Below are 21,392 nucleotides of genomic sequence, written 5' to 3' on the forward strand. Positions count from 1 at the left end.
AAGCCGACTAAAAACGGTGAGTTGAATAGAATAAGTTGCTGCAATGGCAACGTGAAGGTCGTGAAATGGCGGGTGGGATGCGTAACGCGTCCAGTTATGCCAGCATAGTCAAAAAGATATTTCCATAAGCGCTCAAGCAACACCCGCCCCAGCCATGCCGGGCTTGTCCAACAAACGGTTCAGATTGTGGCTCGCTTCGCGATCACAATCTAACCTTATTCGTTGAACGAAGCCGCTATCGCGGAGAAATATTCCCGAACCATCAAATTACGCAGCATAATTTCGTCTCCCCCAGCAATGGAATTTTGATTACTGTACCACGAGGAGACGACATTGACAGCCCCCACACCCATCCCCGCGCACTTCGAGCACAATCACCAGCGACTGCTGAATTGCCTCAAGCTCAGAGGCATGCAGCCTAAAACCATCGCCTTGTATTCACACGGCGTACGGCGCGCAGCGGTGTATTTTAATGACCAGATAGACGCGCTCACCAAGCCACAATTAACCGACTATTTTGTTCGCATCCTGGATACCCATTCATGGAGTACGCTCAAACATGATCTGTATGGACTGAAGTTCTATTATGCCCATGTACTCAGCCAACCCTGGCCAAGTGCGGATCTGGTTAAACCACCCAAGTCATATAGCCTGCCCGACATCATTACCGTCGCCCAGGCACAACAAATCTTCATGGCCACCCGCGTATTGAGCTACCGCGTATTCTTCTTCACCCTCTACAGCCTGGGCTTACGATTAGGCGAAGGCTTACGCTTGCAGGTAGGGGATATCGATGCGGATCGGATGCGGGTGCAAGTACGCAACGCCAAAGGCAACCGTGATCGATTGGTGCCGTTATCAGAGAACACCTTGCAGGTATTGCGCCGTTTCTGGCTCACCCATCGCAACCCAAGCTTGCTCTTTCCTAATCGACACGGCGGTCTTGCCAAATCGCACTTGGCACGCACCCCGCTGGATCGTGGTGGTATCCAGACCACCTTGGGTCAAGTGACCCGTGACTGTGGCTTAAAAAAAGAATTACACCACACAGCCTGCGCCACAGCTATGCCACCCACCTGATAGAAGCTGGCATCGATTTACTCGAAATTCAGCAGATACTCGGACACCAGTCCATCCTCACCACCATCCGCTACACCCACCTCACCGAACAACGCCATCAGAGCGCACACACTCGCCTTAATCAATTAATGGAGAAATTCCACATTCATTGGGGCAAAGTCAAATGATCAGACTGGCGCACATCGTAGCAACCTACGCAGCTAAACTGCTTGCACAACACGGTCATCACCTATTGCCCAGCCAGCAAGCTGCCTTAACCGCCTTTCAAACCTGCCGTAGCCAGATGAGCCCGAGGATGCAACTTGCCTGTGATGATTGTCAAACACCCAGCTACCTGCCACATTCCTGCGGTCATCGGCATTGCCCGCATTGCCAGGCGCACGAATCACAGCGCTGGATAGACCAGCAATTACACAAATCCATCCCCGCCAACTACTTCATGCTCACCTTCACCGTGCCCGCCCAGTTGCGCACACTGGCCTGGCAACATCAGCGCGTCATGTATGACTTGATCACACGCTGCGCGTGGGAAACAGTCAACACCTTCAGCCAAAACGACAACAAGCTGCGCGGCAGCGCAGGGGCGGTGACTGTACTGCATACCCATAACCGCCGACTGGACTATCACCCCCATGTGCATCTCGTCATGCCCGCTGTCGCCTTTAACCCCAAACAGCGACGCATGCGTCATAAACACGGCAACTACCTGTTTAACCACAAAGCCCTGGCCAAAGTATTTCGTGCCAAATTACTGGCAGGCATCAGACAAGCAGGACTCACCCTGCCAAACGATTACCCGACCGATTGGGTGGTGGATTGCAAAGCCGTCGGCACTGGACAGCACGCTCTGATCTACCTTGGGCGCTATCTGTATCGGGGGGTGATACAGGAGAAAGACATCCTCTCCGACCGGCATGGTCAGGTCACCTTCCGTTACCGGAACAGCCAAACCAAACAAATGGAAACCCGTACCTTGAGTGGTGTAGCCTTCCTGCGACTGATACTGCAACACATTCTGCCCAAAGGCTACCGCCGCGCCCGCAACTTTGGCTACCTGCATCCCAATAGCAAACTACTCACCCAGCTACAGCTGACCCACCTATGGCGACGGAACAATCCGCCGCCAGCGCAACCCAGACCAGCGATACGTTGCCAATGTTGCGGTGGGGTGATGAAGATAGTGCGCACACGTATCAAAGCGATACCGCTAGCCACATCAGCCCCATCTATAAAACGGGAACACAGAGCAGATGACACAGGGTGGGAGACCATGCGCTAAACCAGCCCACACCGCCCACCTGCCAGACTAGGCAGGTATGGCCGTGCTCGCCCTGAAGAAGGCTGAAATTGGGTTAACATGCCCGAAAAGCCGACTAAAAACGGTGAGTTGAATAGAATAAGTTGCTGCAATGGCAACGTGAAGGTCGTGAAATGGCGGGTGGGATGCGTAACGCGTCCAGTTATGCCAGCATAGTCAAAAAGATATTTCCATAAGCGCTCAAGCAACACCCGCCCCAGCCATGCCGGGCTTGTCCAACAAACGGTTCAGATTGTGGCTCGCTTCGCGATCACAATCTAACCTTATTCGTTGGACAGCACGCTCTGATCTACCTTGGGCGCTATCTGTATCGGGGGGTGGTACAGGAGAAAGACATCCTCTCCGACCGGCATGGTCAGGTCACCTTCCGTTACCGGAACAGCCAAACCAAACAAATGGAAACCCGTACCTTGAGTGGTGTAGCCTTCCTGCGACTGATACTGCAACACATTCTGCCCAAAGGCTACCGCCGCGCCCGCAACTTTGGCTACCTGCATCCCAATAGCAAACTACTCACCCAGCTACAGCTGACCCACCTATGGCGACGGAACAATCCGCCGCCAGCGCAACCCAGACCAGCGATACGTTGCCAATGTTGCGGTGGGGTGATGAAGATAGTGCGCACACGTATCAAAGCGATACCGCTAGCCACATCAGCCCCATCTATAAAACGGGAACACAGAGCAGATGACACAGGGTGGGAGACCATGCGCTAAACCAGCCCACACCGCCCACCTGCCAGACTAGGCAGGTATGGCCGTGCTCGCCCTGAAGAAGGCTGAAATTGGGTTAACATGCCCGAAAAGCCGACTAAAAACGGTGAGTTGAATAGAATAAGTTGCTGCAATGGCAACGTGAAGGTCGTGAAATGGCGGGTGGGATGCGTAACGCGTCCAGTTATGCCAGCATAGTCAAAAAGATATTTCCATAAGCGCTCAAGCAACACCCGCCCCAGCCATGCCGGGCTTGTCCAACAAACGGTTCAGATTGTGGCTCGCTTCGCGATCACAATCTAACCTTATTCGTTAGCCATTTGGTGACTCGAGCGCCGACTCGATGAACGCCGACCACACTTGGTCTGGTTCCCAGACTTCGCTCAGCTGGGCGAATGCTACGTCTCGCTCCCACCGCTGCTCGATGATGCGGTAGAGGCCCAGAAAGACGGAGACCCGAATGTTTGCTGCACAGTGAACCCAGACCTCTTGACCTTCATGTGCCTTCATTGCGGCGAAGAACTCGGCAAGATCATTCTTCGTAGGCGCTGAGAATTGAACGGGAATGTGGACGTAGCCCATACCGAGTGATCTTACGGTTCCGGCTTCGTCTGGCAGGGAGTAACGCGGATCATCGTGCAGCGCAAGGTTGATGACGGCCTTGAAACCCGCCGCCGCGATCTCCTGCAGCTGGGCTACCGTTGGTTGCCCCGATGTGCACAGCGACTCGTCAATGGCGCGGATCTTGTAGATACCGGACAGAGCGGGATCGATCATGGCTGAAATGGCTAACGTCTAATAGGCACCGATTTCGGTGCCTATTTTATTTGATAAATCGGTGTATAACACTTCGTATCTCCTTAATTAATACTTCTAACTATAAGATTATTATTAATAAATTTAAAAAAACGTAATTTATATACACCGATTTCCAAAATTTATTAGACACCTAATTTTGAGGTGTCAGGCGATTCAGTCTAACATCTGAATATTTCATAAACAATCGATCTGATCGAAACTCGCAACTATGCTCAGCATAGGTCAAAAATCAGTCCTAGACTATTCAACAATCAAGCGCCCAACATCCCCCGCAACCTCTCCAACACAGTCTCACGCCCAATCAACAACAAAGTTGCATCTATGCTAGGTGTTTGCGTCACACCGGCAACGATGATGCGTAGTGGCATGGCAATTTTTGGCATTTTCAGTCCAGATGTTGTGACTGTGGCTTTGATGGCGTCGTGGATTGCTTCTTTGTTCCAGTCAATTTCGGCTAGCTGTTCAGTGAGTTGCTGCAATGCTGTTGTGGCTTCCGGGCTTAGATGCTGTGCAAGCAGTTCGGCATCGGGGGTAATGTATTTGTAGAATAAATGGGCAGCATCTGCGAGCTCGACTAGGGTGCTAACGCGATCTTTGAGTAGCGCCATGACATCAGCGAGGGCAGGAGTGGTGGCGAGTGGGCCGATTTGTTTTTCCATGAATGGACGCACTAAATCAGCCAGTCTGTCATTGTCAGCTGCTTTGATGTATTGCTGATTCACCCAGTTTAATTTTTCTGGATTGAATTTTGCGGGTGAGCGGCTGATGGATTCGAGATTGAACCACTCGGTAAATTGATCCATGTTGAAAATCTCTTCGTCACCGTGCGCCCAGCCCAGACGTGCCAGATAATTGAGCAGGGCTTCTGGGAGGTAGCCTTCGTCGAGGTATTGCATGACGCCGACTGCGCCGTGACGCTTGGACAGGCGTTCGCCGTCTGCACCCAGTATCATGGGGACGTGACCGTATTGTGGCAATGTTGCGCCCAGTGCCTTGAGGATGTTGATTTGGCGCGGGGTGTTGTTGACGTGATCATCACCACGGATTACGTGGGTGATGTTCATGTCCCAGTCATCAACAACGACGCAGAAATTATAGGTGGGCGTGCCATCTGGTCGTGCAATGATTAAGTCATCCAGCTCGGCATTGCCAATTTCTATCGTGCCTTTGACTACGTCATTCCAGACTACACTACCATCAATCGGATTTTTGAAGCGTACTACAGGCTGGATATCCGCTGGGACAGGTGGCAAAATTTTGCCTGGTTCTGGACGCCAACGACCATCGTAGCGAGGTTTCAAGCCTGCTTCGCGTTGCTGTTCACGCATGATTTCGACTTCTTCTTTGCTTGCGTAGCAGTAGTAAGCATGACCAGAGGCGATAAGTTGCGCCAGTACTTCCTTGTAGCGAGGCATGCGTTGCATTTGATAAAACGGACCTTCGTCGTAATCCAGATTCAGCCAGCTCATACCTTGCAGGATGGCATCGACAGAGGCGGGAGTGGAGCGTTCCAGATCGGTATCTTCGATACGCAGCACAAACGTGCCTTTATGGTGGCGGGCATATGCCCAGGAAAACAGCGCTGTACGTGCGCCGCCTATGTGTAGATAACCTGTGGGGCTGGGAGCGAATCGAGTGCGTATCATAATCGTGTATAAATATCAGAGTGTGAAATGTTAAACGTGGTTAGTTATTAACCACGCTGTTTGCTAGCTGGTTCCGCCTACAGTGAGGCCATCTATGCGTAGTGTGGGTTGGCCGACGCCTACTGGGACGCTTTGGCCTTCTTTGCCGCAGGTGCCAACACCGGGGTCGAGTGACATGTCGTTACCTATCATGGAAACGCGAGTAAGTACATCTGGACCATTGCCGATCAAGGTTGCACCTTTGACGGGGTAAGTGATTTTGCCATTTTCTATCATGTAGGCTTCGGCAGCGGAGAAGACGAATTTGCCACTGGTAATATCGACCTGTCCACCGCCAAAGTTCGCAGCGTAAAGTCCATGCTTGACTGAAGCAATGATCTCTTTTGGATCCTTGTCACCGTTAAGCATGTATGTGTTGGTCATGCGTGGCATGGGAATATGGGCAAATGACTCACGGCGCGCATTGCCGGTGACTGGCACACCCATCAGACGTGCATTCAATGTGTCTTGCATATAGCCTTTGAGGATGCCGTTTTCAATGAGGGTGGTGCATTCAGTCGGATTGCCTTCGTCGTCGATATTGAGCGAGCCACGACGGTTGGCGATAGTGCCGTCATCAACAACGGTCACGCCTGTTGCTGCAACGCGTTCACCAATACGCCCACTGAACGCAGAGCTGCCTTTACGATTAAAGTCGCCTTCCAGACCATGTCCTATCGCTTCGTGGAGCAATATGCCGGGCCAGCCTGAGCCGAGTACGACAGTCATAGTACCAGCGGGTGCGGGTTTTGCTGAGAGATTAGTCAGCGCCTGATGCACGGCCTGCTCAGCATAATGCTTGAGCATGGCATCGGTGAAGTATTCATAGCTAAAACGACCACCACCACCTGCTGAACCTTGTTCGCGTCGTCCATCCTGTTCGGTGATGACTTGTAACGATAAGCGTACCAGCGGGCGCACATCTGCAGCCTGGTGGCCGTCAGAGCGAGCTACGAATACAACATCATATTCAGCAGCAAGGCTGGCCATGACTTGAGTGACGCGGTTGTCAGCAGCACGCGCATAACGTTCAAGTTTTTCCAGTAGCGCAACTTTATCTGCATCTTTCAGGCTGGTAAGCGGGTCTAGTGGTTGATAAAGGGCGCGGTCATTTTTACGAGTGACAGCATGGTGTGTGTGGCTGGCACCACTCTTGGCGATTGCGCGCGTCGCATCGCTGGCAGCAATCAGTGCGGCATTGCTGATATCGTCAGAATAGGCAAATGCAGTTTTTTCCCCTGAAACCGCACGCACACCCACGCCTTGTTCAATATTGAAGCTGCCTGATTTAACTTGGCCTTCTTCCAGACTCCAGCCTTCTGAGCGGGTGTATTGGAAATACAGATCCGCATAATCAAGCTGGTGGCTCATTAATCGACCGAATATGCTGTCGAGTTTCCCCGGTTCCAGGTTGTTTGGCACGAATAAGGTCTCATGCGCAGTTTGTAACAGTGTATCGGCGTTGGGGATATAGATACCTGTTTGCGTGCTCATTTTTCTGCCTTAGGAGATAGGTTGATTTTCAAGCGTGAACAATCCAGTGTGCGGTGTTTGAGTGCTGGTAAGCTGGCACGCAGGCTGGCTTGATAATCGCGGTTAATACCTGCCATGACAACGCCTGAGCCACGTGGCAGACGGTCAAGTATGACACCCCAAGGGTCAACTACCATGGAGTCGCCGTGTGTTTCACGACCTGATAAGTGGTAACCGCCTTGTGCAGGGGCGATAACGTAAGCCAGGTTTTCAATTGCCCGAGCGCGTATGAGCGTCTCAAAGTGTGCTTTACCCGTGGTCGCAGTAAAAGCTGCAGGTACGACGATGATGTCGACATCTGGCATGGCGCGGAATAGCTCAGGGAAACGTAAGTCATAGCAGATAGACAAGCCGACACGACCAAACGGCGTATCAACTACAACGATTTCATTGCCCGGTTCTATGGTGTTTTCTTCCTGATAATGTTCTGCACCTAAATCCAGACCAAACAAATGGATTTTGTCATAACGGGCAACTTGTTTACCTTTGTCATCATAGACCAGGCAACTATTGCGGACTTTATCGACATTGTCACAGGCGAGAGGAATAGAACCACCGATAAGCCAGATTTTGTGTTGTTTGGCTATGCGCGAGAGGAATGCCTGGATAGGGCCTTTGCCTTCGTTTTCTTTGGCAGATAACTTGTCAGTGTCTTTCAGACCCATGATGGCAAAGTATTCAGGCAGTGCGACTAATTTTGCACCTTGTTTGACAGCAGAAGCGATCAAACGCTCGGCTTCAGCCAGATTGGCTGCAACATTCGGACCTGATGCCATCTGTATCGCGGCGACACGTATTACCCCACTAGGAACGATTTTTTTATTGGCTTTGGATTTTGCAAAGCTCGAAGTGCTGTTTTTAGTCATGATAATTCTCCAGGCGGATAGAGTCAGTCGTGTTGGTCTTATTTAAGGTGATATTTGCTGCAGGTAAGCCTAATGCCAGTAACCACTGGCGAAGTTCGTTCGCATGTATGCTGGCATCATCAGTATCAGCATAGATGATTTTCATTTTTTCACCAGTCAGCATGGCATTCATGCAAGGTGCAATGTCAGTGTTGTCTCGAATAATGACACCAGTACGAGGTTGTAACCACAGGGCATCGTCTACGATGCAAGATTGCGCATGTGCAGCTAATGGGGCTAGCAGGGTGATGAATAGTAGTATCTTGTGTTTCATATTATTTGCTAATTTTAGTCACCGTTGGGTCGGTCCACGAACCCGTAATCATGTATTCAAATTTAACGGCTTGTCCAAATGGGTCTTTAAATAATTTCTGTGCAACATATACCCCCAAGCCTACCACGGGACCGCCGACTAATCCACTCGCCAGCGCAACGCTTTCGCTTAATTTTGGATTGATTTCTGCACGCAGTTGCTGAGTTTGCAGATTTAAATCTACAGAACCTGACATTTTGACTGCGGCAGCAGGACCTTGCATCTTAAAATCAGTGCTGTAAATCACACCGTGATTCAAGTTCATGTTGGCAGAAATTTCATCAAACGCAAAGCCGCTGCTAAATACATCTCTAAAATCCAGCCCTATATGTCGGGGTAGTGATTGTAAACTGAGCACACCCAGTAATTTGGCCGCGCCTGGATCGGCTTTGAGGAATTGGCCATTTTTCGCTAGCAGGTTAAAGTTACCCGCTAATGTTTTTATGGTCATATCTACAGGTGTTCCATCCCAGCTTGCTTGACCATCAATCACCGCTGTACCACGTTTAATGGTGTCGTTATGGTCAAATCGACTGAGGAACTGCCCTACATCATTAACTTCGAAATGTATTTTTGCATTGGTTTCAGGTGATGTGTGAGGCCGCCAGATTGCAGACATCAATAATTTGCTGTCTTTGTGTGTAAGCGCAATACGTTCGAAGTTTAATCCGTCAGGGATGGGGGATGCGCTGACTTCGAGTTTGCCTAAATTGCGTTCGCCTAATTGTAAGTCATCTACATTGAGATTCAGTTTGGGCCAGTCCGAGTTGCTCTCACTGCCATTGGAATCGCTATTGCTATTCGGTGTGCTGGGCAGTTGCAAGTGTTTGAAACTGGCTTCCAGCATATTAAAACCTGTCGCGCTGGTTTTGGGTGTCCAGGTAAGGTCGCCCTGCATGGCAGTGCTGTTCACATTGGCATGCCAATTGTCGGGACTGGCTTTGGCGTGGATCGCGACGTTATTAAAACGGCGATTGAATATGTCGAATTGATCAATGATCACATCGATCCCGGTGATGGGTAGCGTTGCGGCACTCGTGCTGGTGCCAACGTTGGCTATCCAGCCATCAATATCTGATGCGGCAAGTTTGCCTGTTACCCAGATTCCTTTTTGTTCAGGCAAGACAGCGTCACCATTGAAACGTATTGCGCCACGCTCGATTTGACTGCCTTTGCCTGCGGGGACTTCTAGCAGCAGTGCGTGAGCGATTTTGCCATAGCGTGCGCTAATGAGTGTGGTGTTAATTTTGTTGGGGTGGGTGCTAATGCTTAAAGCTTGGGGTTGACTGGCGATTTTTTGCAGTGGTGCCGGGAGTGTTGAAGCCATGCCGGTGAGATCGCTGGAAAACTCACTACTCAGTAATTTTCCATGATTTAAAACTATGCTGCCAGACCAGTTGCTGTTGCCGCTGATGTGTTTGAGTATATTGCTATTGAAATAAGGCTTTAGCCCTGTGGCATTCATCACGCCTGCCAGATTGATACGGGTCATGCCGCCATTTATCGTTTGTGCAGACAAGGTGGCTGGACCATCAAGCAGGCGCAGTTTCAATGTGGGCGCGCTGATGCCTGACTGGGTGAAATTAAGTTTGCCAGTGACGGCTGCAAGCGGCGGGATAGGTGGTGCAGGCGTAATATTGTTGTTAGTAAAGCTCAAGACGCCGGCTACGGTGCTGTCTATGCTGTGACGCAACGGTATGTTGAGTGATAACTGTAATTGCGCATCACCCGTTGCTGTCGCACCAAGGGTGAGCTGGTCTAATGCGGCAGCAATTGGGCTGTTGTTGGTGAAGTTGATGAAGTCATTTAAACCACCATTGGCAGTTCCAGTTACGCTGAGAATTTCGTCCGGATCATATAAGTCAGGGAGCTCGGCAGTTACATGACTCAGTTTGGCACCATAGAGGTTACCTTGTTGCGCAGTAACTGTCATACGTGTGCCAGTAAAGTGAACATCAGCATTGATGTGATCTATGGCTGGATAGGTGGGAGCAGGGCGGAGTACGCCATTGGTGACTTTAATATTGATGTCAAGTAGACCGTTTTTGTCATTATGGAACGGGTAGCGAGATAAATCTCCTACGATACGAAATTTAACATCATTGGCTTGACCGTCAAGCAGATTGGTTCTGATCCAGTCGTAGGTATGTTGTTTCGCGGCCAGTGGTATATAGTGAGGAACGGCCTTGCCATTGCCTCGTGATAGTCCACCTGTGATGTCGATGACGCCACGTTGCCCTGCTTGCCACTGATATTCACCAAAAGCCTTTCCTGCCAAGTCAGCATTGGCATAAGTAGCTTCACTAAGCTTAAAAGTATAACGACTTGCCTTTCGTTGCCATTTTAATTGTGCGGTGAGCGTGTCAAGATTAATGTTGGGTTCAAATAGTATCGATGGAAGGTTAAATTGCGCGCCAGGGCTGGCAATGGCTAGCGTGCCACTGTCCTGATCTACATCCAGTTGTCCGCTGAGACGGTTGAAGCTAGTGCCGTTGTCTGCCGTCACCATCCCCAATTGGTAAAATTTACCTTGTACGTGATATTTGTCGGGTGCCGTAATGACACCTTGCCAAGTTGCGCTAAATTGTTGTAGTCGACCTTGTGGTCGATGGAGTCCGAGTTTGGAACGTTGCAATGGTGTGAGTGGTACATAAGGAGCCATACGGGCGAAGGATTGCAGCCATAGATTATTAGCTGTGAGTTTTCCTGATGCAGGTGTTTTAGCCGTGGCAGGAGCGTAGCGTAAATAAAAATCGAATGGGGCAATGTAGGCTAGGTCGGTGGTGCGCAGACTGATGTGTTGTAAATCTAACGACTGCGCGCTCCCCAGTTGCTTCCATTTCATTAGGCCAGATAAACTGAGTAAATTAAGCCGAGGTAAGTTCGGTTTGGTTTGTAGTGAAAGCTGCTGCAAATTGGTGTTGGCGTTGATGGCAATGATCTGTTTCTGGGCTATCTGGAGTTGTAGTGCTAAATTACCAAAGCCACGGTTTAGTCCGATAGGGAGTGTTACCCAAGGTTGCCACTGTGCCAGATTGACTTGTTTAAGATCCAGAGCTATCAGCCCTTGCCATGCGCTTAAGTCGGCTAAAGTTGTACCGCTGAACTGACCCGTGACAACCAGCGGTTGTGCAAGTGACTCAGGTGGCGTGGCAGTCAGACGAAATTGGTGATTGCGGCCTCGATTGTGTAAATCAAAATTGACTTCGCGTACCAGCAATAATGGTGCTGGGCGCATATCATCTTGCCAGGCCAGCGTGGCGTGGCTGACGATGATTTCGCGCTGCTTGAGCAGCCAGTCAGTAAATTGGCTGTTATTTGTTTTGCGGTTGAGATTGATGCCCGCTAAGTAGAGTGTGCCATCTTGTGTGCGGTGTATGTTTAAAGTTAAATCGTCAACTGCCAGTTTGGCCAAACGCAATTCGCCATGAAACAGTGAAGTCCACGATAACGTGGTTTCTATGTTCATGAGTTGTAATGCGGGGCGATTGTTTACATCGTAAACGCGTAATTGTTGGATACGTAAATGCGGATGCCAGCCTTGCCAATCGGCGGTGAGTTTTCCTAGCGTTATTTTCTGTTTTGCTGCAGTGCTGATGGATTGGGCGATATCATCGCGCCAGTCGTCGAGATGCGGCAATAGCCACAACCGCAAACTCGCTATCAATATGACAATAGCGAGTATGAGCGGTAATGCAATATAGCGGAGGCTAAAGCTGATCCAGCGACGGCTTGTAGCCAGCATCTATTTGAGTTGATCCAAAATCGCAGGGTTTTCCAATGTTGATACGTCTTGGGTAATGGTTTCGCCTTTCGCCAGCGCACGCAATAAACGACGCATGATTTTGCCTGAACGGGTTTTAGGTAAATTGTCACCAAAACGAATTTCATCAGGTTTAGCGATAGCACCAATTTCCTGACCTACCCAGTTGCGCAGGGTGTCAGAAATTTCTTTGGCAGCCGCACCCTGAGGACGTTCGCCTTTGAGTACGACAAAAGCTACGATGGCTTCACCTTTGATGTCGTGGGGTTTGCCTACAATAGCCGCTTCTGCAACCAGTGGGTGCGACACTAATGCCGATTCGATTTCCATCGTGCCCAAGCGGTGTCCTGAGACATTCAGCACATCGTCTATGCGTCCCATAATCCAGTAATAGCCATCGGTATCGCGTTGAGCCGAATCACCAGCAAGATAAACTTTGCCACCTAGCTCTTCGGGGAAGTAAGATTTTTTGTAACGCTCGGGATTATTCCACAGGGTACGTAACAATGATGGGAAAGGGCGCGTGATCACTAAATATCCGCCTTGACCAAAGGGCAGGGAAGCGCCATGTTCATCAACCACATCTGCGATGATGCCAGGTATGGGCAGCGTGCACGAACCTGGTTTGGTGGCTACCGCGCCAGGTAAGGGGGCGATCATATTAGAGCCGGTTTCGGTCTGCCACCAGGTGTCGACTATAGGGCAGCGTGATTGTCCGACTTCCTGGTGGTACCACATCCATGCTTCAGGATTGATGGGCTCTCCCACCGAACCTAATAAACGCAGGCTGGAAAGGTCATATTGACGTGGCAATTCACCACCCAATTTGATGAGTGAACGTATCGCGGTAGGTGCTGTATAGAATGTAGTTACACGGTGATCCTGTATCATTTTCCAGAATCGTCCTGCGTCAGGATACGTTGGTACGCCTTCAAATATGACTTGTGTCATGCCCATCGCTAATGGACCGTAAGTCACATAAGTATGTCCTGTTATCCAGCCCACATCTGCGGTGCACCAAAATACATCGGTATCGGCTTTTGCATCAAAAACCATATTCATGGTCACGATGGCGCCGAGTAAATAGCCTGCGCTGCTGTGCTGTACACCTTTTGGCGTTCCAGTGGAACCTGATGTGTAGAGGATGAATAATGGGTCTTCAGCATTCATACGCGCTGGTTCGCAGGTGTTGGGCATGTCTGCGACGCTATCATGCCACCATAAATCGCGTGATTCATGCCAGTTCACTTCTTGTCCTGTGCGCTGATAAACGATGACACGGCTAATACATTCGGTTCCGCCTAAAGTCAGCGCTTCGTCTACTGCAGATTTTAAAGATGTCGCCCGACCACCGCGCATCCCGGCATCTGCAGTAATCACTAATTTGGCCTGTGCATCAACGATGCGCTCATGTAATGATTTAGCGGAGAAACCACCAAATACCACTGAGTGTATCGCGCCTATACGTGCGCAGGCCTGCATGGCAATGACGGCCTCTGCGCTCATGGGCATGTAAATGACAACACGGTCACCTTTTGTCACGCCTTGTGCAATCAGGGCGTTGGCAAATGCGCATACCCTGTCGTGTAATTGCTGGTAACTTATACGAGTTACCAGACCATCATCAGCCTCAAAAATTAATGCGGTTTTGTCCGCTTTGGCAGGTAGATGGCGGTCTATACAGTTATATGAAACATTCAAATAACCATCATCGAACCAGCGATAGAATGGTGCATTGGTTTCATCGAGTATACGGGTAAATGGTGTTTCCCAAGATATGTGTTGGCGTGCTAAATCAGCCCAGTAGCCTTCATAGTCTGTCGCGGCTTTTGTGGTTAAAGCTTGATAGGCGGCAATTCCAGATACATTTGCCTGGGCTGTAAATTCGCTGCTGGGAGGGAAAGAACGGTTTTCATGTAAAACAGATTCGATGTGTGACATGTAAGGCTCCGTACGGGCTAAATTAAGGTTTTAGTAATAGGGTATTTTAATCTAAATCGACACAGGTATCAGGATTAGATTGTCGTATAAATGCAAAAAATCCTTTGACTTTTAACGGTCAAAGGATTTTTGATGGACTAAGTAATTAGCATTTAGGCTGCGTGTATTCCAGTATTCTGACGTACATACAGTTCCTCCCACATATCTTCAGCGCGTTGATCACGGTAGAGTAACGAGCCCAGGATAACCATGAGGAAGCCTAGTGGTATAGAAATCAGACCAGGATTCTTGAGGAGGAAGAATGGTTTTTCTAACCCGACTATGCTCTTGGTTTGGCCAGCGTACTGTTTAACATCATCCTGCGCTTTTTTGATGTCCTTATTCAGTTTGCCTATTTCTTTTTTAGTTTTGGCAAGCTCTGCTGGATCAGTCAATATTGCCAGTGTTGCATTAAGCGTTGCCAGCTTTTCAATAGCACTTGGCTGAGCTGATTTTGCAGGTGTTGCAGGTTTGGCGACTTCACTTTTAGCGCATACTGCAAACAGTTCGCAAATGAAGCCTTCGCCAGCCTTAGCTGCCACTGCGGGTTTGGCTTCTACAGCGGGTTCGCCTTGCAGCACTTTATTAGCCCCTTTTATAACTTCTGTCGGGTAGGTCATGTTAGGTGAAACCATGACGAGTGCAATTGCTGCTGTTGCACCTGTAATCATGCCTAATATGACGCCGCCAGTGTTACAACGTTTCCAGTATAAAGTCAGGAATACTGCAGGCAGATTGCTGGAAGCTGCTACGGCAAATGCCATACCGACAAGATGTGCAACGTTCTGACCTTTAGCCATAATGCCAATGAAAATAGCGACTATGCCAACGATAACCGAAGCAATTCTCGCTGCATTTACTTGCTCCTTAGGTGTTGCACGGTCACCACGGATTACGCCGACATAAATATCATGAGCCATTGCTGAAGCTGATGCCAATACCAGTCCGGCAACGACAGCAACGATAGTTGCGAAAGCGACTGCAGATACGAAGGCAAGGAAAAAGTTACCCATAATGGAATCTGCACCACCACCCAGGTATTGAGCCAGGATAGGCGCGGCCATATTGCCGCCTTTATCTAGTCCGCTGATATTTGCTGCGCCTACGTGAGTCGCTGCACCCAAACCTAAAAATAACGTAATGACGTAAAAGCCGCCAATAATGGCCATCGCCCAGATTACTGATTTACGTGCCTCTTTTGCGTTTGGAACAGTGAAGAATCTCATCAGTATGTGGGGGAGTCCGGCTGTACCTAGTACCAATGCCATACCTAATGATATTTGGTCTATCGGGTTCTTGAGGAATAAACCAGGTTCCAGGAAGCGCTGCCCTAATTCTTCAGGAGTCATGCCAACGGCTGCATTGCCTAATAATTTGGCAACCTGTTTCTGTACACCTTCGTTATGTACTACGCTGTCCAGAAAGGCGGGCAGAGAGAAGCCATAAGGTACCCAGACCAGTACGACTAATACCAGAGATGCAATAACCAGCAGAGCAGCTTTAACGATTTGTACCCAGGTCGTTGCTACCATGCCGCCGAATACGACATAGGCCAGCATCAGAATACCTACGCCAATTACTGAGATTTCGTAATCAATGCCGATCAGCGTTTTGATTAATACACCTCCACCGACCATTTGTGCGGTCAAGTAGAAAATGGATACCGTGATTGTGGAAATGGCTGCGACAGTTTTGGTTTTTTTGGGATCGTTGCGGAAAGCCAGAATATCCCCCAGTGTGTACTTACCAATATTGCGGCAAGGTTCGGCGATCACGAGTAACACAGTAATGTAGGCTACGAGAAAACCTACTGAATACATGAAGCCATCGTAACCATAAAGAGAAATCAGACCAGCTATGCCGAGAAAAGAAGCGGCTGAAAGATAATCACCTGCAATTGCCCAGCCATTTTGCATGCCGGAAATGCTGCGTCCTGCTGCATAAAACTCGGATGTCGTATGCGTTTTCTTTGCTGCCCAGTATGTAATACCAACGGTTAGCGCAATAATTACACTAAATACGCCAAACGTCATGAATTTGTATTCGTCGGCTACAGCCCCTTCGCCCGCCCAGCTGGTCGAGCTCAACGTTGCTAACGCAGCCATAGCGAGCCATGTTTTGAGATGGTTAGTCATGTGCATGATCAGGATCCTATGTTATGTGCGTCATTAATGATTTCTTGAGCCATGCTGTCGAATTCAGCATTTGCGCGGCGTGAATAAATCACAGCAATAAACCATGCGACCACAAATTCAGAGAGTGCGAAGAGTATGCCAATATTGACGGGACCCCATACTTTAATTTTGAAAATATCAGTGAAATAAGCCGCACCGATGGGTAACAGGAAATAATAGATGATGGAAAAAACCATCAGTCCCCATAAGAAAAATGTTTTTTTGCGGTGCAGGGCTTGGAAACGCGGATCAGCATCAATTGCGCGCCAGTTCATAACAGGTGTAGTCATAGTGACTCCTTTAATAAGTATTAGTTACGTGCAATGAATGGTGATGCTATGTAATTGTTTTTGTGATTCTTATACGACACGTGCGCCCCAAATATTGGGTGCCGTGTCTTTTATGATGAGCATTGTATAGTGGATTTTGTCATGACATGTTTTTTTTTGTGATACTGCGTTGCCACCAGATGTATACAGTCACAATAATGATGACGGCAACGACCAGACCAATAATCAGTATGTGTAAGTATTCATTAATTAAACTGAGGTTGTTGCCGATGAAATAACCGATAAGGGTCAGGGTGCTTGCCCAAATACCTGCACCCAGTATGGTGTACATGGCAAATGCAGCAGGGTTCATGTGGGCAAGCCCTGCTGGCAGGGAAATCAGGTGGCGTATGCCGGGAATCAGGCGTCCTGTGAAAGTGGATATCTTCCCATGGCGGGCAAAAAACTCATCGGTTTTATGAAGTAGTGGCTGACGTACGAAAAAATATTTCCCCCAGCGTTCTAAAAATGGACGGCCAACCCATAGTGCAAATGCGTAGTTTATTGATGCGCCGACCAGGCTGCCAGTGGTGGCGGATAATATAACCAGCGCCAGGTTCATTTTGCCTTGGTATGCCAGGTATCCTGCAGGAATAACAACCAGTTCTGAGGGGATGGGCAGTACCGTTGATTCTAGTGCCATGAGGATGAATATGCCCGCGTAGCCCCAGCTGTGTACGGTGGTAAGTAGCCAGTTAATAAATTCATGTAGCATGCTATTCCTTAAGCAGTAATGCGGTTTTGCCATACTCTGGCGGTCATTTTGAGTGTGCGTTCATCAAGCTGAGTGTATTGATGATTATCAATTAACAGCTTGCCATTAATCCAGACATGGCTTACTTGATCTCGCCCTGCACTATAAACCAGCGCAGAGGCAGGGTCAAAAGTAGGCAGGGTATTGATTTGAGCTAAATCAACAGCAATGAGGTCGGCATATTTGCCTGGAATGAGTGAGCCGATTTTTTCATCAAGCGCTAATGCACGTGCGCCATTGATGGTTGCCATTTGCAATGCCTGGTGTGCAGGTATTGCTGAAGCGTCCTGTGCCACACCTTTAGCCAGTAACGCTGCCAGACGCATTTCGCTGAACATGTCGAGTTTGTTATTGCTGGCGGCGCCATCTGTGCCTATGCCAATATTCAAGCCATACTCAGCCATAGTTGCGACGGGAGTGAAACCACTGGCGAGTTTAAGGTTGGATGCCGGGCAGTGCGCAATATGGCAGCCATGTTGCGCGAGTAATGCGATTTCCTCTGTGTTCATGTGTACCGCATGCACTGCAATCAGGCCAGGGCTGGTTAAACCTAGGTCATGTAAGCGGGCTAGGGGACGTTGTTTATATTGTGTCAGACTTTGAGTAATTTCATCTGTGGTTTCGTGCAAATGGATATGTATAGGTAAATCAAGTTGGTTAGACAAGATGTTGATTTTGGCGAAGGTGTCGTCGCTGACGGTGTAGGGTGCGTGCGGGGCGAGGGTAAAGTTTAACAGTGGCTCGTGCTGCCAGCGATCGCGCATAGCGCAGCCCTTGGCTAGATAGTCATCTGGATCGGTGGCGTAGGCAGTTGGGAACTCTATAACCACCATGCCCATGGCCGCGCGTATGCCTGTGTCGACTGCAGCTTCCGCAACCGCTTCAGGAAAGAAATACATGTCGTTAAAGCAGGTTGTTCCACCCTTGAGCATCTCTGCACATGCCAGTCGTGCACCATCGCGTACAAATTCGGTAGAAACATGGCGTGCTTCGGCTGGCCAGATGTGTCCTTTTAGCCATTCCATTAACGGCAAATCATCTGCATAACCACGCAGTAAGGTCATCGCTGCATGTGTATGTAAATTGACCAGGCCAGGCATGAGTACGTGGTCAGTAAGTTGATGGTAATTATCCGCAATAAAGTGTTGTCGGGCTTCGCTTGTTGGGAGGATGGCAACTATGCGTTCACCATCAATTGCAATGCTGTGGTCGTGTAAAACAGTGTTGACTGGTTCTATCGGGATAATCCAGCGTGCGGAGATTAATGTGTCAATGACGGTTGGGGTAGGCATAGTTCAGTGATATAGGTGAGATGACCCCACTATAATTGACGTTAACACCAGCGACAAGTACTCAGATGTTTCAATGCCCCCCTTGGCCGTGCTAGAATCACAGGATTATTCGTTCCTATAAAAATCATTACGCAATGGAATCATTCGCTAAAGAAACGCTACCCGTCAGTCTAGAAGATGAAATGCGCCGTTCCTACCTTGATTACGCGATGAGCGTGATTGTAGGACGTGCCTTACCTGATGTTCGTGATGGTTTGAAACCTGTGCATAGGCGTGTGTTATTCGCCATGCACGAGTTGTCTAACGATTGGAATAAAGCTTATAAAAAATCGGCGCGTATCGTCGGTGACGTAATCGGTAAATATCACCCGCATGGTGATACGGCTGTGTATGACACCATCGTTCGTATGGCGCAGGATTTCTCTTTGCGTTATCCGTTGGTCGACGGTCAGGGTAACTTTGGTTCGGTGGACGGTGATAATGCGGCAGCGATGCGTTATACCGAAATCCGTATGTCCAAGATCGCGCATGAGTTGCTGGCGGATCTGGATAAAGAAACGGTAGATTTCGGCCCTAACTATGATGGTTCAGAACACGAACCGCTGATATTCCCTGCGAAAATTCCGAATCTGTTGATTAATGGTTCGTCAGGTATTGCTGTGGGTATGGCAACGAATATTCCGCCGCATAATTTAACTGATGTATGTGACGCATGTTTAACATTGCTGCATGAACCAGAAACAGACATTGAGGCTTTAATTGATATCGTTAAAGCGCCTGATTTCCCTACCGCAGGGATAATCTATGGTCTGACTGGCGTGCGTGATGGTTATCGTACTGGTCGTGGCCGGGTGGTAATCCGCTCACGTACTCACTTTGAAGATATGGATAAGCAGGGTAATCGTCAGGCGATTATTGTTGATGAGCTGCCATACCAAGTTAATAAAGCTAATTTGCTGATTAAAATCGGTGAATTGGTGCGCGAGAAAAAAATCGAAGGTATTTCTGATCTGCGTGATGAGTCCGATAAATCGGGCATGCGTATGGTCATCGAGCTTAAACGCGGTGAAGTTGCTGAGGTGGTGTTAAATAACCTCTACAAACAGACTCAGCTGCAAGACAGCTTTGGTATGAACATGGTGGCCTTGGTAGATAACCAGCCACGTTTGCTCAACCTTAAACAAATGCTGTCTGCTTTCTTGCGTCATCGTCGTGAAGTGGTGACGCGCCGTACTGTATTTGAGCTGAAGAAAGCCCGTGAACGTGGCCATATTTTAGAAGGTCTGGCGGTTGCATTATCTAACGTGGATGACATCATCGCGTTGATTAAAGCTGCACCTACACCAGCAGTGGCGAAAGAAAGTCTGATGGGTCAGACTTGGCGTTCACAGTTGGTTGAGGAAATGTTATCACGTGCGGTAGCCGATGCCAATGCATTCCGTCCTGAAGGTTTGGCTGTAGAGTTTGGTTTCTCGGAATCTGGTTATCGTTTGTCCGATGCGCAAGCGCAAGCAATATTGGAACTGCGTCTGCAACGCTTGACTGGGCTGGAACAAGATAAAATCCTTAATGAATACAAGGAAGTGGTCGCCAAAATTGCTGATTTGCTGGATATTCTGGCACGTCCAGAGCGAGTGACGGCGATTATCAACGACGAAATTAATTTGGTGAAACAGCAGTTTGGCGACAAGCGTCGTTCTGAAATCGTAGCATTCGCTCAAGATTTGAGCCGTGAAGATTTGATCACACCACAGGACATGGTGGTGACTTTATCTCACGGTGGCTATATGAAGTCACAACCACTGGATGATTACCGTGCACAAAAACGCGGTGGTCGCGGCAAATCTGCAGCGCCGACTAAAGATGATGACTTTATTGAACGTCTGTTTATCGCAAATAGCCATGATTACATCTTGTGCTTCTCTAACTTTGGCCGTGTGTATTGGGTTAAAGTTTATGAAGTGCCACAAGGTAGCCGTATTTCACGTGGCAAGCCGATAGTGAACTTGCTGTCGATGTCAGAAGGTGAAAAGATTAACGCTATCTTGCCAGTTAAAGCGTTCGTTGATAATCGTTACATCTTTATGGCGACGGCGCATGGTGTAGTGAAGAAAACAGCATTGTCCGAATTCGGTAATCCACGTCGTGCTGGTATTATTGCTGTAGGTCTGGACGAAGGTGATTATCTGGTTGGTGTAGATATTACTGAGGGTGATCATGATGTGATGCTGTTCTCTGATGGCGGTAAAGCGGTACGCTTTGATGAGAACGATGTGCGCGCTATGGGTCGTGGTGCTCGCGGTGTACGCGGTATGAAGCTGGCACCAGGACAAAAAGTCATTTCTCTGTTGGTTGCCGCGAATGAACAACAGTCTGTATTGACAGCTACTGAGAATGGTTATGGCAAGCGTACCAATATCGCCGAATACACGCGTCATGGTCGAGGTACACAAGGGATGATTGCAATACAAACCACTAAGCGTAATGGCCGTGTGGTGGCTGCAACCCTGGTTGAACCAGATGATGAAATCATGCTGATTACAGATGGTGGTGTGCTGATACGTACTCGTGTTAAAGAAATGCGTGAGATGGGTCGTGCAACTCAAGGCGTAACCTTGATTAACCTCGATGACGATCAGAAACTCATAGGCGTAGAGCGCGTAATGGAACGTGAAGATGATGATGCGTTACCAGAAGTTAGTCCTAATGGTCAGCTAGATTTGTAATAGTCAGA

The 21,392-nt window shown here is 48.9% G+C and carries 13 protein-coding genes and 2 pseudogenes; 4 read left to right on the forward strand and 11 right to left on the reverse strand.

Translation table 11 applies throughout. From position 1 onward, the window contains the following. The first annotated feature begins 333 nt into the window (after positions 1 to 333). From SFSGTM_RS07050 to SFSGTM_RS07065, 3 genes and pseudogenes are all read left to right on the forward strand, one after another. Positions 334 to 1,247 (forward strand): annotated as a pseudogene (locus SFSGTM_RS07050) (tyrosine-type recombinase/integrase). Then, positions 1,244 to 2,359: an IS91 family transposase gene (locus tag SFSGTM_RS07060; protein WP_162083488.1), complete on the forward strand. Its 1,116-nt coding sequence runs from the start codon at positions 1,244 to 1,246 to the stop codon at positions 2,357 to 2,359. The pseudogene SFSGTM_RS07050 and the gene SFSGTM_RS07060 overlap by 4 nt, the downstream one beginning before the upstream one ends. Before the next feature lie 311 nt (positions 2,360 to 2,670). Then, positions 2,671 to 3,114: pseudogene (locus SFSGTM_RS07065) on the forward strand (transposase); the annotation flags it as partial. A 309-nt stretch (positions 3,115 to 3,423) separates the two neighbouring features. Here the strand turns inward: SFSGTM_RS07065 and SFSGTM_RS07070 are convergent. The 11 genes from SFSGTM_RS07070 to SFSGTM_RS07120 all read right to left on the reverse strand — a co-directional run bounded on the left by SFSGTM_RS07070 (position 3,424) and on the right by SFSGTM_RS07120 (position 18,658). Continuing rightward, positions 3,424 to 3,888, reverse strand: coding sequence for a protein tyrosine phosphatase family protein (locus tag SFSGTM_RS07070; RefSeq protein WP_162084550.1), 465 nt, complete (start codon positions 3,886 to 3,888; stop codon positions 3,424 to 3,426). A 293-nt stretch (positions 3,889 to 4,181) separates the two neighbouring features. After that, the gene (gene gltX / locus SFSGTM_RS07075) at positions 4,182 to 5,576 is read right to left on the reverse strand and encodes a glutamate--tRNA ligase (RefSeq protein WP_162084551.1); all 1,395 of its coding nucleotides are present in this window, start codon (positions 5,574 to 5,576) and stop codon (positions 4,182 to 4,184) included. A 63-nt stretch (positions 5,577 to 5,639) separates the two neighbouring features. Next, the gene (gene tldD, locus SFSGTM_RS07080) at positions 5,640 to 7,109 is read right to left on the reverse strand and encodes a metalloprotease TldD (protein ID WP_162084552.1); all 1,470 of its coding nucleotides are present in this window, start codon (positions 7,107 to 7,109) and stop codon (positions 5,640 to 5,642) included. Then, complete coding sequence (locus tag SFSGTM_RS07085) at positions 7,106 to 8,014, reverse strand: carbon-nitrogen hydrolase family protein (protein WP_162084553.1); 909 nt, start codon at positions 8,012 to 8,014, stop codon at positions 7,106 to 7,108. The genes tldD and SFSGTM_RS07085 overlap by 4 nt, the downstream gene beginning before the upstream one ends. After that, complete coding sequence (locus tag SFSGTM_RS07090; RefSeq protein ID WP_162084554.1) at positions 8,007 to 8,327, reverse strand: hypothetical protein; 321 nt, start codon at positions 8,325 to 8,327, stop codon at positions 8,007 to 8,009. Before SFSGTM_RS07090 ends, SFSGTM_RS07085 begins: the two co-directional genes overlap by 8 nt. A 1-nt stretch (position 8,328) precedes the next feature. Then, positions 8,329 to 12,111 (reverse strand): YhdP family protein, encoded by a 3,783-nt coding sequence (locus tag SFSGTM_RS07095; protein WP_162084555.1) that lies wholly within the window; start codon positions 12,109 to 12,111, stop codon positions 8,329 to 8,331. Then, positions 12,112 to 14,070: an acetate--CoA ligase gene (acs, locus tag SFSGTM_RS07100; protein WP_162084556.1), complete on the reverse strand. Its 1,959-nt coding sequence runs from the start codon at positions 14,068 to 14,070 to the stop codon at positions 12,112 to 12,114. It lies immediately after the preceding gene. 152 nt (positions 14,071 to 14,222) lie between these two features. Next, on the reverse strand, positions 14,223 to 16,250 hold the full coding sequence (locus SFSGTM_RS07105) for a solute symporter family protein (protein ID WP_232526060.1): 2,028 nt from the start codon (positions 16,248 to 16,250) through the stop codon (positions 14,223 to 14,225). Between the two features lie 2 nt (positions 16,251 to 16,252). Further along, positions 16,253 to 16,573 (reverse strand): DUF485 domain-containing protein, encoded by a 321-nt coding sequence (locus tag SFSGTM_RS07110; RefSeq protein ID WP_162084557.1) that lies wholly within the window; start codon positions 16,571 to 16,573, stop codon positions 16,253 to 16,255. Between the two features lie 139 nt (positions 16,574 to 16,712). Continuing rightward, positions 16,713 to 17,327, reverse strand: a complete 615-nt coding sequence (locus tag SFSGTM_RS07115) for a DedA family protein (RefSeq protein WP_162084558.1) — start codon at positions 17,325 to 17,327, stop codon at positions 16,713 to 16,715. Positions 17,328 to 17,335: 8 nt separating this feature from the next. Further along, on the reverse strand, positions 17,336 to 18,658 hold the full coding sequence (locus tag SFSGTM_RS07120; protein ID WP_162084559.1) for a TRZ/ATZ family hydrolase: 1,323 nt from the start codon (positions 18,656 to 18,658) through the stop codon (positions 17,336 to 17,338). Between the two features lie 134 nt (positions 18,659 to 18,792). Between SFSGTM_RS07120 and gyrA the strand changes: the two genes are divergently transcribed. Then, entirely contained in the window at positions 18,793 to 21,384 is a 2,592-nt protein-coding gene (gene gyrA / locus SFSGTM_RS07125) for a DNA gyrase subunit A (RefSeq protein ID WP_162084560.1), read from the forward strand. Positions 21,385 to 21,392: the final 8 nt, after the last annotated feature.

Origin of the sequence: Sulfuriferula nivalis, from assembly GCF_009937995.1 — a bacterium.
Lineage (GTDB): Bacteria > Pseudomonadota > Gammaproteobacteria > Burkholderiales > Sulfuriferulaceae > Sulfuriferula > Sulfuriferula nivalis.

What these genes read in the sequence shown, in the direction of transcription:
- SFSGTM_RS07060 (WP_162083488.1), top strand. Translation starts at nt 1,244, where the DNA reads ATGATCAGACTGGCGCACATCGTAGCAACCTACGCAGCTAAACTGCTT.
- SFSGTM_RS07070 (WP_162084550.1), bottom strand. Translation starts at nt 3,888, where the DNA reads ATGATCGATCCCGCTCTGTCCGGTATCTACAAGATCCGCGCCATTGAC.
- gltX (WP_162084551.1), bottom strand. Translation starts at nt 5,576, where the DNA reads ATGATACGCACTCGATTCGCTCCCAGCCCCACAGGTTATCTACACATA.
- tldD (WP_162084552.1), bottom strand. Translation starts at nt 7,109, where the DNA reads ATGAGCACGCAAACAGGTATCTATATCCCCAACGCCGATACACTGTTA.
- SFSGTM_RS07085 (WP_162084553.1), bottom strand. Translation starts at nt 8,014, where the DNA reads ATGACTAAAAACAGCACTTCGAGCTTTGCAAAATCCAAAGCCAATAAA.
- SFSGTM_RS07090 (WP_162084554.1), bottom strand. Translation starts at nt 8,327, where the DNA reads ATGAAACACAAGATACTACTATTCATCACCCTGCTAGCCCCATTAGCT.
- SFSGTM_RS07095 (WP_162084555.1), bottom strand. Translation starts at nt 12,111, where the DNA reads ATGCTGGCTACAAGCCGTCGCTGGATCAGCTTTAGCCTCCGCTATATT.
- acs (WP_162084556.1), bottom strand. Translation starts at nt 14,070, where the DNA reads ATGTCACACATCGAATCTGTTTTACATGAAAACCGTTCTTTCCCTCCC.
- SFSGTM_RS07105 (WP_232526060.1), bottom strand. Translation starts at nt 16,250, where the DNA reads ATGCACATGACTAACCATCTCAAAACATGGCTCGCTATGGCTGCGTTA.
- SFSGTM_RS07110 (WP_162084557.1), bottom strand. Translation starts at nt 16,573, where the DNA reads ATGACTACACCTGTTATGAACTGGCGCGCAATTGATGCTGATCCGCGT.
- SFSGTM_RS07115 (WP_162084558.1), bottom strand. Translation starts at nt 17,327, where the DNA reads ATGCTACATGAATTTATTAACTGGCTACTTACCACCGTACACAGCTGG.
- SFSGTM_RS07120 (WP_162084559.1), bottom strand. Translation starts at nt 18,658, where the DNA reads ATGCCTACCCCAACCGTCATTGACACATTAATCTCCGCACGCTGGATT.
- gyrA (WP_162084560.1), top strand. Translation starts at nt 18,793, where the DNA reads ATGGAATCATTCGCTAAAGAAACGCTACCCGTCAGTCTAGAAGATGAA.